13 protein-coding genes are annotated in these 10,639 nt (G+C 60.2%); 4 read left to right on the forward strand and 9 right to left on the reverse strand.

Going from position 1 to position 10,639, the window contains the following annotated elements:
* The first annotated feature begins 20 nt into the window (after window positions 1-20).
* On the forward strand, window positions 21-320 hold the full coding sequence (locus ACODTJ_RS26840) for a putative quinol monooxygenase (protein WP_488850980.1): 300 nt from the start codon (window positions 21-23) through the stop codon (window positions 318-320).
* A 99-nt stretch (window positions 321-419) separates the two neighbouring features.
* A complete protein-coding gene (locus ACODTJ_RS26845; protein WP_488850982.1) occupies window positions 420-1,418 on the forward strand; it encodes an ABC transporter substrate-binding protein in 999 nt (332 codons plus the stop codon).
* Window positions 1,419-1,818: 400 nt separating this feature from the next.
* On the opposite strand, the gene ACODTJ_RS26850 is transcribed toward ACODTJ_RS26845, so the two are convergent.
* The 6 genes from ACODTJ_RS26850 to ACODTJ_RS26875 all read right to left on the reverse strand — a co-directional run bounded on the left by ACODTJ_RS26850 (window position 1,819) and on the right by ACODTJ_RS26875 (window position 4,775).
* A complete protein-coding gene (locus ACODTJ_RS26850) occupies window positions 1,819-2,091 on the reverse strand; it encodes an HU family DNA-binding protein (RefSeq protein ID WP_488850984.1) in 273 nt (90 codons plus the stop codon).
* A gap of 20 nt (window positions 2,092-2,111) precedes the next feature.
* Window positions 2,112-2,549 carry a Ros/MucR family transcriptional regulator gene (locus ACODTJ_RS26855; protein ID WP_488850986.1) on the reverse strand — a complete coding sequence of 146 codons (438 nt, stop codon included), beginning with the start codon at window positions 2,547-2,549 and terminating at the stop codon, window positions 2,112-2,114.
* Window positions 2,550-3,193: 644 nt separating this feature from the next.
* The gene (locus tag ACODTJ_RS26860; RefSeq protein WP_488850988.1) at window positions 3,194-3,403 is read right to left on the reverse strand and encodes a cold-shock protein; all 210 of its coding nucleotides are present in this window, start codon (window positions 3,401-3,403) and stop codon (window positions 3,194-3,196) included.
* Between the two features lie 331 nt (window positions 3,404-3,734).
* Entirely contained in the window at window positions 3,735-4,031 is a 297-nt protein-coding gene (locus tag ACODTJ_RS26865; protein WP_488850990.1) for a SemiSWEET family sugar transporter, read from the reverse strand.
* Between the two features lie 9 nt (window positions 4,032-4,040).
* Window positions 4,041-4,259: a hypothetical protein gene (locus tag ACODTJ_RS26870; protein ID WP_488850992.1), complete on the reverse strand. Its 219-nt coding sequence runs from the start codon at window positions 4,257-4,259 to the stop codon at window positions 4,041-4,043.
* 330 nt (window positions 4,260-4,589) lie between these two features.
* Window positions 4,590-4,775: a hypothetical protein gene (locus ACODTJ_RS26875; protein WP_488850994.1), complete on the reverse strand. Its 186-nt coding sequence runs from the start codon at window positions 4,773-4,775 to the stop codon at window positions 4,590-4,592.
* Between the two features lie 490 nt (window positions 4,776-5,265).
* On the opposite strand from ACODTJ_RS26875, the gene ACODTJ_RS26880 reads away from it, so the two are divergent.
* Window positions 5,266-5,640, forward strand: a complete 375-nt coding sequence (locus tag ACODTJ_RS26880; protein ID WP_488850996.1) for a VOC family protein — start codon at window positions 5,266-5,268, stop codon at window positions 5,638-5,640.
* Between the two features lie 56 nt (window positions 5,641-5,696).
* Window positions 5,697-6,686: a 3'-5' exonuclease gene (locus ACODTJ_RS26885; RefSeq protein ID WP_488850998.1), complete on the forward strand. Its 990-nt coding sequence runs from the start codon at window positions 5,697-5,699 to the stop codon at window positions 6,684-6,686.
* A 462-nt stretch (window positions 6,687-7,148) separates the two neighbouring features.
* On the opposite strand, the gene ACODTJ_RS26890 is transcribed toward ACODTJ_RS26885, so the two are convergent.
* Genes ACODTJ_RS26890 through ACODTJ_RS26900 form a run of 3 tightly spaced genes read right to left on the reverse strand, consistent with a single transcriptional unit; the run spans window position 7,149 to window position 10,520 of the window.
* Window positions 7,149-7,607: a Mov34/MPN/PAD-1 family protein gene (locus ACODTJ_RS26890; protein WP_488851000.1), complete on the reverse strand. Its 459-nt coding sequence runs from the start codon at window positions 7,605-7,607 to the stop codon at window positions 7,149-7,151.
* Complete coding sequence (locus ACODTJ_RS26895; RefSeq protein WP_488851001.1) at window positions 7,582-9,306, reverse strand: ThiF family adenylyltransferase; 1,725 nt, start codon at window positions 9,304-9,306, stop codon at window positions 7,582-7,584. The genes ACODTJ_RS26890 and ACODTJ_RS26895 overlap by 26 nt, the downstream gene beginning before the upstream one ends.
* Entirely contained in the window at window positions 9,303-10,520 is a 1,218-nt protein-coding gene (locus ACODTJ_RS26900; protein ID WP_488851003.1) for a nucleotidyltransferase domain-containing protein, read from the reverse strand. The genes ACODTJ_RS26895 and ACODTJ_RS26900 overlap by 4 nt, the downstream gene beginning before the upstream one ends.
* Window positions 10,521-10,639: the final 119 nt, after the last annotated feature.

A 10,639-nucleotide genomic window follows, 5' to 3' on the forward strand; every position in this document is an offset into this window, starting at 1 on the left:
CTCACGCAACAAGGACATGCATGGCCAAGTTCACGATTCTCGTCCGTTTCCGCATCACCGATGGCCGGATGTCCGCTTTCCTCCCGCTGATGATCGAAAACGCTGAAGCTTCGCGCCGCGACGAGCCCGGCTGTGAGCGTTTCGACGTTCTGCAGCCGGATGGCGCAAAGGACATGGTCCTACTCTACGAAATCTATTCCGACCGGGCAGCCTTCGACGCGCACTGCGCCAGCCCGCATTTCAAGCATTTCGACGTCTCGACCAAATCCATGGTCGCAGAGAAGGAGGTCACGGTGCTCGACCTCCTGGCCGAGCCGTGAGGTCGCCACCAAAGACAGAAGGCGAAGAACGCCTCGCATCGCATGGGATGAAGCGCGCCGCCGGCACGGTACAGCCGGGGCCAAGAACAGGAGACAAAGATGAAGCGACTGCTCATGGCCGCCACCGCGGCCCTGGCCCTCTTGGGGACCGCAAGCGCGGCGTTGGCGGAAGCCAAGACGCTCCGCGTCGCCAAGCAATACGGGCTCGGCTACATCCAGTTAATGCTGATGGAAGACCAGAAGCTGATTGAGAAGCACGCAAAGGCGGCCGGTCTCCCGGACGTCACGGTCGACTGGTCGACCTTCCGCTCCAGCGACGTGATGAACGACGCCTTGATCTCGGGCAGCCTGGATTTCGCCAGCCTCGGTCCGACCGGCATCATCACGATCTGGTCGCGCACACGCAACAATGTCGATGTCCGCGTCGCCACCGGGATCAATGCAATGGCCTGGACCCTCAATGTGCGCGATCCGGCGATCAAGTCGATCCGCGATTTCAAGCCCGATCAGCGCATCGCTGTCCCGGGAGTTAAAGTTTCCGGGCAGGCTACGGCACTTCAAATTGCCGCCGCCAAGGAATGGGGTGACAAAGAATACGAAAAGCTCGACGGGCTGACCGTCTCGCTTTCGCACCCGGACGCGACGGCGATGATGCTCGGCGGCAAGTCCGAAATCGTCGCCAATTTCTCGTCGCCTCCCTACGCGAATATTCAGCTCAAGGACCCCAATATCCGGGCGATCCTCAATTCCGACGACATCCTCGGCGGCCCGATCTCGTTCAACGTCATTGCCACCACAGCGAAGTTCCGCAACGACAATCCGAAGCTCTACGGTGCCTTCCTCGCAGCGCTGAAGGAGGCGACGGAAATGGTGAGTAATGACAAGGGTGCGGCGGCGGAAGCCTATCTGCGCCTCACCAAGGATCGGTCCTCCAAGGAAGAGCTCGTCGCAATTCTTACCGATAAGACCACGCGCATCACCACCGACGTGCTCAATCTTGGCTCTTTCACTGACTTCATGGGCAAGGTCGGCCGGCTGAAGAACCCGCCTGCGGACTGGAAAAAGGAGATGCTCTTTCCTGAGGCGACGGCGCGATGAAAAACAGCTCGGAGCTTGAGGGTGAAAACCGCTCCGCGAGCGGAAGCGCTTAGGCGACCCGCAGATCGCTCCACTCTACCGAGCCTGTCGGAATTGCTTAAGCCCCCGAGAGATCAGATCTTCTTCATCGACAGCGATCAGCGCGAAGCTCGCGATGATATAGGCGAGTCGCGTCCGCTGCTGCTCCCAATCCTTTTCGGGAACGGAGTCGCGAACTTGCTCCCAGACGGCGTCTAGCGCCGCCTGGGCGCGAGCGACATCCACCGGATCTGTAAATGACGAAAACGGCATGGCTTCGTAACTTGCTGATGCGCCCGACTAGCGCTTCACCCGGGTTACTCGCAATGGGCAGAAGGGCGGCCGTCGCAGTTCGGGCCGCCCCGAGATCAAGCTGATCTTCTCACGCCACAGCGTCTGCAAGGTCCTTGGCGACCTTGAACTTCACGACCGTCTTTGCGGGGACGTCGATCATGGCGCCGGTGGAGGGATTGCGAGCCTGACGGGCATCGCGCTTCGCCGAGGAAAGCTTGCCGACGCCGCCGAGCGTCACGTCGCCACCGGACTTCAGCGTCTTCGAAACAACGCCCGCAAGCGAAGCCAGGACAGCCGACACGTCGGCCTTGGACTTGCCGGCGTCTTCGGCGATCGCGGCGATCAGTTCGTTCTTGGTCATAAAAATCGTCCTCTCTGGTGTCAGCTGGCTTTGGCTGTCTTGCCGCGCGCAGGGGTTTTCCGCCGCTGCTGTCCCAAGCCCATCTTCTTGGCCAGTGTCGAGCGAGCCTCAGCATATGCAGGTGCAACCATCGGATAGTCAGGCGGCAGGCCCCAACGAGCCCGATAGTCCTCGGGCGACATGTCGTAGGCGGTGCGCAGGTGGCGCTTCAGCGACTTGAACTTCTTGCCGTCCTCGAGGCAGATCAGGAACTCCGGCGTAATGGACTTCTTGATCGAAATCGCCGGCGTCGGCTTTTCCTCGACGGGCGCCGCCGGCTCCGAACCAAGACCGGTGATCGCAGCGTGGGTCGTAGCGATCAGCGCTGGGAGTTCGCCCGCAGGGACACTGTTGTTCGACACGTAGGCCGAGACGATATCGGCTACCAGAGCAATCAGGTCATGCTGTTCTTCGGCCATTGAGATCTCCTGAAAATAGCGGGCCGCTATCAACGAAACGGACTTAGCTTCAGGAGCCCAGTTAAGAGGGTTGAATCAACGATTCAAGGCGCGCACCCCCCCCAAAACCCAAAGAAGCGGAGTTGACCCACAGCAACTTTTTCAGGTTTGATACCTCAATCTCGTGCAGTGGTGTGGGTTCTGATGCAGAGCACTTGGCTTTTTTCGTCTCGACTGCGAGCCGTCTGGATGAGAACGCTGATCGTCGCAGCGATGGCTGTCGGAGTGATCATCCCAGCCTGGCTGTGGCGCTGAACGGAAGCGTTCAGGCGTAGGTTGGAGCCATCGCCGTCAATGGATGGGCCGATGCTTGGCCTGCTCTGCGCTCAACCGCGCCAAAAGCGCCTCCAGATCGGCGAAGTGTCTGAGGGTTCAGCGACAGGCGAACATCCGCTTTCCAAGCGGTTTCCAGTCCGATGATGACGTTCCCGTCAGGCTGTTCACCCGATGCCATCATAACAATTCCCACCACAGGAATGTCGATAATCGGCTTCTAAATCATCGCTGGTCCAGAACCTCCGCCTCCCCTTCACCTCAAGCCAACGCAGGCGGTCGCATAGCAAAAGAGCAGCCTCGCGGGCTGCTCTTCTGACGCGCACACCCGGTCAGGAAACCCGGAGGTTGTCCGCCGAGCTCTTCCCGGACCTACGATCCGCCACGAGCTCGTATGAAATCTTCTGCCCCTCCATCAGCGTCTGCAGCCCCGCACGCCCAACGGCGCTGATGTGCACGAACACGTCCTGCCCTCCATCGTCGGGCTGGATAAACCCGTACCCCTTGGTCTCATTGAACCACTTCACAGTTCCAGTCGGCATCACTTGTCTCCACGCGGCGTCGTTCCCCCGCCGCCGTAGAAGAGGCAAACCGATCTCGGATGACCAGTCCCCCATGAGTCGGAGCCAAGGCAACTCACGCGAGAACAGGATGCGCGCGGCAAGGTCCCCCTCTGACCGCGTTCCGGCACAGCGGTCCCGAGTGGATTAGCTGGCACGCGGAATGCCGCTGCGCCTGACGCCCGCTGCAAAGAGACGACCGAGCGCGATCACATCGAAGGCCGCCCGCCATGGTAACAGGTAGCAGGTAACGACACCCGCTACCGGATACCCACGAGTCGCGCACCACAGCCCAATCGCGGATTCTGGGCACTCAAGACCTGGGATCGATCGTGTCGGCCACGGCGTCTTTTCTCGGCCGGGGCAACAGCGTCATCATGAGGATGAAGGCCGACAACACGAAGCATATGCTGTTGGTGACGATCAGCGGCCACTCCCCCAACCCTACGCCGTAGGCCGTCCAGAGAGCGAACCCCGTCACCGTGAAGCTGTAGGTCACGGGGGAAATCGCTCCCGTGTCCCGCGTCTTCACGATCCGCCAGGCCTGGGGAACGAAGCTAATCGTGGAGCACAACGCCGCGAGCGTACCGGCAACGGCGACCCAGTTCACCTCGGAAGCCTATTTCGACAAGCGGCGGACGTTCGCTCGCACCTTGCGCCGATAGCCGCGAGCAATACCAACAGGTCCCGTCCCGGTGGCCGCCTTCAACACGGCGGTCTGGGCCGCCGTGACCTTCTCCTTCACCATCAGGTTGGTCTCGCGCTTCGCAGCACGGCCGCCGGCGGCGATCTTCATGCTCCTGAGCCAGATGGCCTGCTGTGCCTCGAACGCCAACATGGACATCTCCATGAACAGCTTAAACATCTGCGGCCTCACCAGCGGGTTTCTGCGCTCGTTTCGTACCCTTTCGCACTCGGCTCCGCGGAGACTTTGCAGGTCGAGCTGCTGGGCGTGCGCGGCGTTCCGGCGTCACATCCCGCGCCCTCATCGCCCGCGCCTCCTGGCTCATGCGATACCAGCCGTAGCCTAGTGCTCCAGCCAGGATCAGCGGCGTTGGAAGCCGCGTCGCCAACATCGTCAGCGGGACCGCAAGCCGCTCGGGGATTTCGCCCCTGTCCACTTTTCCGGCAATCCAGGCGCCGGCCAAACTGAAGAACGCTGCCCGGATCATTTCTTCTCCTCCGCGGCGCCCGGTGTAATCGGCACCTGTTCAGCCACAGGATCGCTCGCCGGAAACGTGTCCTTCAGCGCCCTTTCAAGCTTCTGATCGGGCGTCAGCTCCCACTCCTGCTTCGCTTGAGACTTCTGCTCCTTACGGAGGCTCTCGACTGCCGGGCTGCGAGCGTCTGCCATGGGTGACTCCATCAACTGTCTGCGCGCAGATTGAACGCTCCCAGGCCCGCTGCCGTTCCTCCTAAGACAATTGATCGCGACCTAACGGCTTGCGGGAACCAAAGCTGCGCTTATCTCGTTATCCGCGCGGTGCCATGCGGCACCTGCCTGCTCTCCGGTTGGATGCGTCCCGCGGATGTACCGGCCGCAGTCCGACAGGAGAGCAAAGCCAGTTTCCCGGCGATCGCCGGAACCGCCAAGTCCTGACGCAAGTCAGAGGCCCGCCGCTTTCCTCAGCGGCGGGCTTTTCCTATTGCGTGCGCGGCCGCCGCAAGCCGTGGAAAGCAAATTGCGGGGAGGAACGCCCTCCCCGCGTGCCTGCAGCTCCGTTCCCCTTCGGCTAGCGTCTGGCGAAGGAAATTCGCGTAATCTCGACTTGGGATAGAATCACGCCCTGCGTCGGCTCCAAGCGCCGCCAATGTTGGTTGCACAGGGCCCTTCGGAGACAAGCATGTTCACTCACGTCATGATCGGTAGCAACGATCTCGAACGGTCACGTACCTTCTGCGACGCCACATTTGCGGCGCTGGGAGGCGCGCCCGGCGAGGCGGACGCCCGTGGGCGCCTTATCTATTCCCACGAGGGTGGTCGGCTGATGATCACGAAACCGATCGATGGCAATCCGGCAACGGTGGCCAATGGTGGAACCATCGGCATCGCCGCTGAGAGCCGTGACCATGTCCTCGCCTGGCATAAAGCCGGCACCATGCATGGCGGTACGGCGATCGAGAGCCCACCTAGCGAGCGCCCAAACGGAGCCTTCGTTGCCTACCTTCGCGATCCCGACGGAAACAAGCTTACCGCGCGCTCCCTGCCGATGAAGTAGATGTCGCCGTTTATCGTTATGGCGCGCCGACCCTGCAGGGCATACACAACTTCGACATGAAGACCAGCTCCGCTCAAATCGACCTGTTCGACGACGCGCCGGGTTACCGGGAGGCGCCAAGGCCGGCACCGAGGAAGCGTCCGGCTGCGGCACCTGCAGTGGCCGGTTGGGACGATGAGGAAGCAGCTCAACGCTTGGAGCTGAGCGGCCGCTTTCGGATCCTCCGGAAACTTGTGCCGCGGCCCATCGTTCCGCGGGTAGAGAGCGCGTTCCCAAATCTCGCGATTCTGATCGACACTGAGACGACTGGTCTGAGCCACTCCAAGGACGAGATCATTGAAATCGGGGCAGTCGCTTTCACCTACGATGATGAGGGCGTGATTGGCGATGTCGTGGGCGTCTACAGCGGCCTGCGTCAGCCATCGGAGCCTATCCCGGCGGAAATCACGCGGCTGACGGGCATAACCGACGAGATGGTTGCCGGGCTCGATATCGATATCGCAGCGCTCGATGCGCTGGTTGAGCCGGCAGACCTGATCATTGCGCACAACGCCGCGTTCGATCGACCGTTCTGTGAGAAGCTATCGGTGACCTTCGCGTCCAAGGCCTGGGCGTGTTCCGTCAGAGAAATCCCGTGGGCGGATTTCGGCTTCGAAGGGAACAAGCTCGGCTACCTCGTCGGCCAATCGGGCTTGTTTCATGAGGGGCACCGAGCGACGGACGATTGTCACGCGCTGTTGGAGGTACTGGCGAGGCCGGTAGGAGATCATGGCGATCGGCCATTCTTTGCCCTCCTGCAGTCCAGCCAGCAGAGCCGTGTCCGGATTTATGCCGAGAACGCGCCCTTCGACATGAAGGACCACCTCAAAGGCCGAGGATATCGCTGGTCTGACGGAAGCGACGGTCGGCCCCGAGCGTGGTGGATCGAGATCAATGAAGAGCTCTGGGACCAGGAGCTCCGATATCTTCGGACCGACATTTACTGCTGGGAAGATGCAGAGCCGCTCACGTCGCGGCTTACGGCGCACGATCGATATCGGGCGTAACGCCTCCGCCCCTGGCCGACGCGTTTCGAATTCGCGTCCTCTCAAAGACCGAGGCATTAGTCCCTGAAACGAACCAGGAAAGGAACGTCTTTCGCATTTTCAGCGCATTTTAGAAGAACATTTGTTTGATTTAAAGAACGATCCTTTCTCAGAATCTGGGATCGCCGTCTCTTCGAGTCAAAGCGGCCGACGGGAACACCGAGCAATAGGTCAAGATTGCGGGGGCATACTTCAACGTCCTTCCCGGAGCCGACGCCCCTGTACAGCCACTTCACGCCTGCTTCCTGGCTTCTGCAGAACCCGACGCGATTGCTGGAAACAGTCGGTCGGTGCTAGCTACACTCGAACGGGCCGGGGTTCTCTTAAAGCGTTGAACTGCCTCGTCGCCAAATAGGAGAGCGTCGTCGCACGACTGCGAAACGCGCTGCGGAGCCGGTGAAGCGGCCAGAAAACTGCTCGCCCCTACGCCGTCAGCGCGACGTCGCGAGGCTCGGCGCCTCTTGCAAACATGTATGCGCCGGCTTCGAGGACGAATAGGTATCGCAACCGAACAATCAGCAGGGCTGAGAAATCGATATCTCGCTCGCCCTCAACCAAGCGCTGCATAGACACACGATCTTCTCGGCTTGGGAGAACGGGAAAGCTCGGGTGGGAATGCCATTCCCCCAGATAGTTGAACCGCGCAAAGTCCGATCCCGTCTGCTGGTAAAACCGTTGGAGCGCCTCGACATGATGCGCAGGGCTACGGACGAAATGCGCAGGTGTTCCACTCGTCTCGTCGATGGAAAAGTCGACGATACGGAAGTGATCCGCTTCAATCTGTTCGCCCATCAAGATCCCGCCAATCTCTCGATTTCCAGCACGCCGCAGGCATCGTCGAAATCGGGCTCGTTGATCACGCGGCAGGCTGATTGTCGCCATTGAACGCCTGCGGAAAGAGCTCTCGTATCATTTCAAGACTTTCTTCTGCCGTTGCTGCATCCTGCTCAACCTTCCACGGAGCTACGCCGACCAGCCGTATCGGCCGAGTGTCGAAGGGCTCCGTGAAGATCCAGCCTTTGCGAAGGCCGATCGCGTAGGCGGGCACAGAAAAGGCGCTGTCATCCGGACGGGTCAACACATCGGTGACGAAGCGAGCAATGTGGCCTGCTATGATGGCGACTTCAGCATCATCAGCGACAAGTGGCGCTCCACCATCATCGATTGTCGCGTAGCGCTCCGCAGAAGCATCCACTGGTGCTGGTACTCCTTGAGCGTCACACCATGCGCTAATTTGATTGCGTGCGAGTTGAGGTTCCGGTTCGTAACCTGGCCTGACGCGCACGACCAGGCCGCCGATACCGCCGCCATAAACCTTCCCCCAGACCAATGGCGTCAGGCTGTTCTTGGCGACAGCGGAGCAGAAATTAAAGCAGTGAGCGTCGGCCGTCGCGTCGACGATGACGTCGCAAGTCCCCAAGGCCGACATTACCGATTCGGTTGAATCGGCACTCTCCTGACCGCCCAACGCTACCCGTCGAATGGTGACCTCGGTTGTACCGGCGATCTCGATAATCCGAGCTCGGAGAGCATCGACCTTATGAACCCCTACAGCTGTGATGCCGAGTTCGTTTCGCACCGTGTTGTCAAACAACAGGACGTCGTCATCGATCAGCAGGAACTCTCGAACACCAGCCCTGGTAAGCATGGCACCCACTTTGGATCCCAACGATCCGCAGCCGACGATCCCGACCTTCTTCGCCGCAAGCCCCACGTACGATTCAGGCAGCCGCTTTGAGGAACTAACCTTCATGGTCTTAGAACGTCCGAAGAGCCGTCGTTCGCTTCCGTCATACGCGTAGAAATGCGCAATTTCGTTCCCCGCGACGACAACCAGATCGAGTTCGCCCGAGGTAGCGAGGACCTGTTCGACATTGTCCGACAAGCCCAGGTCGCGCATCAGTTGGGCGATCGCATCCTGTTCTGCGGCAGGCAAAGCCATCCCATCAGGGAGCCGAATCGCCGTCCCGCGCTTGTTCACCTCTCGGTTGCCCGCGGGCCAAGCGCGATGGCATTCGGCGCCCGCAATCTCTGTGACAGTTATGGCAAACGTGCCGGCATGGAGCTTTTCCGCAATACCAATATCGGCGGACAAAGCCGCATCCAGCGACTTGAGGCTCTCCTCAGTTCCAGGAGTGAGCAAGAACCGGAAGATGGTTCCGCGGAGGCTTTGGCCAAGCGATACAAAATGCGCCGACGGCAACTCAGGAGCATCGACCTCGCGTTCACCGGCAATGAGCCGATGCGCGCTTTCGATCATCATCGCGCCGGTGATGGACGTTTCCCAGTTGTCGGCGCGATACTCTAAGCAGAGATTTCCGCCGGCGCCGTACTGATGACTCGATAAGCGGCTCCCGTCGCGGGGCACGACATTGGGCGGAGAGTTCGGGTGAAACCCGGCATATGTCAGTTTAAGCGGATAGTGTTGACCGGCGTGTTCGATCTCGAAATCAACAGAGAGCGCCGCCCCTTCTGACAGGTGCCAACGCAGGCCACTGAGCCAACTCACACGCTCGGCGAGCGCAGCTATATTCTCGCGCTCGGACCGTGCCCGCGCGACATCGTCGAGCCACCAAATCATAGCTCGCTGCCAAATCCCTGCGGTTCGGTCGGCACGCGACTTTTATCTGGGAACGATAGACCGGCTGTCGCCGGAGCTATGGATGCCGCTTTCAGAAGCGATGGGCTGCCCGAAGACTGCCGGCGCCGCGCCGCGCGATCGGCAAGAGAATTGCCAACGCCCTTGCTGATTTCCTCGGTAATCACCCTCCGGTCGCTGGAACGGGCTGCCAAGGCAAATTCAGCCTTGGCCTTTTCCAGCCATTTGAAGAAGGCGATCGCGCGCTCCGGGTGGTCCGCCCATTTATCAGCAAAATTCTCAAGCTCGTCGGTCGGATTAGGAATCCAATATTTGCCGCCGCGCATATGAATGTGGCTATGCATCCCTTGTAGGATCGCCGCTAGCGCCTGGCCTATGGTTTCCTCGCCGTTGTAAGAGTGCGCCGCCAGCGTGGTGATAATGACCGAGATCGGCCGCACCTCTTTGCGGCCTTCGAAGCTATGGTCCCGATGGCGCTTCAGGATCATCACGGCTGCTTGCAGAGGCGTCCTGACCTTGTAGTCCGGGATATCCTCTACACGTGCACGAGCACTTTCCGCGATAGCACGCTTCCGCCGCTCAAGAATGACCGCCATTCTGCTTTTGAACCACTCGCCATATCCTTTCGGATTCGACCGCGGCCACTCGTCAGAGACAAAAGTGTAGGTAGGATGCTCGTTGTCGGTGATCGCGATTGCCGTGGAGGCCCAGCGGGCGTCGAGTCCACGAGCCTCCAGCAAAACGCGAGCGTTTTCCCCGTTCGGAACGGCTGGAACGATGTCCATATGGAACTGAGCACCATCGGCATATCGCAGAACCCAGCAGCGGCGCCCCTCACGCAGCGGGCGGCTCATGTTCTGTGCTCTTCGATACCCCTCGATCTCAGCACCAAGGAGCTCCTTCAGACGCTGTTGCGTCAAGGAACCCTTTGAAAGGTTCCGGAACTCGCAGACAGAATCGATGTCGTATTCTTCGGTTTCATTCGCTGGGCGTATCGTCGTGCCTAGCCGAAAAGAGCCCTGGACATACACGTGCGGTCCATAAATCCGGACGCTCGACGCATCGCGCGAGAGCCACTCTCCAAGCGACTTGTATCTTCCTTCAGCCTGCTCATAGCGGCCCGGTGGCACGCTCAACTCGTCGGCTAGGTCTTCAAGATACTCTTCGCTTTCGCGGGTCAGGGTCTGCTGATTCATGTGGCCTCCAATTGAAGCCCTGGCTGGTGGTGGGATTGTCAAAATACGGAGTTGTGATCAGAGGGCTGTTGTAGCCCCCAAAAGCCCGGACATTTCTCACGGTGCTGCATGGGCCGCGA

The organism is Allobosea sp. FG18 (assembly GCF_057809495.1).

Excerpts from the sequence above, each read along its gene's own strand:
- ACODTJ_RS26895 (WP_488851001.1), bottom strand. The coding sequence starts at position 9,306 with ATGATTTGGTGGCTCGACGATGTCGCGCGGGCACGGTCCGAGCGCGAG.
- ACODTJ_RS26850 (WP_488850984.1), bottom strand. The coding sequence starts at position 2,091 with ATGACCAAGAACGAACTGATCGCCGCGATCGCCGAAGACGCCGGCAAG.
- ACODTJ_RS26855 (WP_488850986.1), bottom strand. The coding sequence starts at position 2,549 with ATGGCCGAAGAACAGCATGACCTGATTGCTCTGGTAGCCGATATCGTC.
- ACODTJ_RS26875 (WP_488850994.1), bottom strand. The coding sequence starts at position 4,775 with ATGGCAGACGCTCGCAGCCCGGCAGTCGAGAGCCTCCGTAAGGAGCAG.
- ACODTJ_RS26900 (WP_488851003.1), bottom strand. The coding sequence starts at position 10,520 with ATGAATCAGCAGACCCTGACCCGCGAAAGCGAAGAGTATCTTGAAGAC.
- ACODTJ_RS26860 (WP_488850988.1), bottom strand. The coding sequence starts at position 3,403 with ATGCCGACTGGAACTGTGAAGTGGTTCAATGAGACCAAGGGGTACGGG.
- ACODTJ_RS26870 (WP_488850992.1), bottom strand. The coding sequence starts at position 4,259 with ATGTTGGCGTTCGAGGCACAGCAGGCCATCTGGCTCAGGAGCATGAAG.
- ACODTJ_RS26845 (WP_488850982.1), top strand. The coding sequence starts at position 420 with ATGAAGCGACTGCTCATGGCCGCCACCGCGGCCCTGGCCCTCTTGGGG.
- ACODTJ_RS26880 (WP_488850996.1), top strand. The coding sequence starts at position 5,266 with ATGTTCACTCACGTCATGATCGGTAGCAACGATCTCGAACGGTCACGT.
- ACODTJ_RS26840 (WP_488850980.1), top strand. The coding sequence starts at position 21 with ATGGCCAAGTTCACGATTCTCGTCCGTTTCCGCATCACCGATGGCCGG.
- ACODTJ_RS26890 (WP_488851000.1), bottom strand. The coding sequence starts at position 7,607 with ATGGCGACAATCAGCCTGCCGCGTGATCAACGAGCCCGATTTCGACGA.
- ACODTJ_RS26885 (WP_488850998.1), top strand. The coding sequence starts at position 5,697 with ATGAAGACCAGCTCCGCTCAAATCGACCTGTTCGACGACGCGCCGGGT.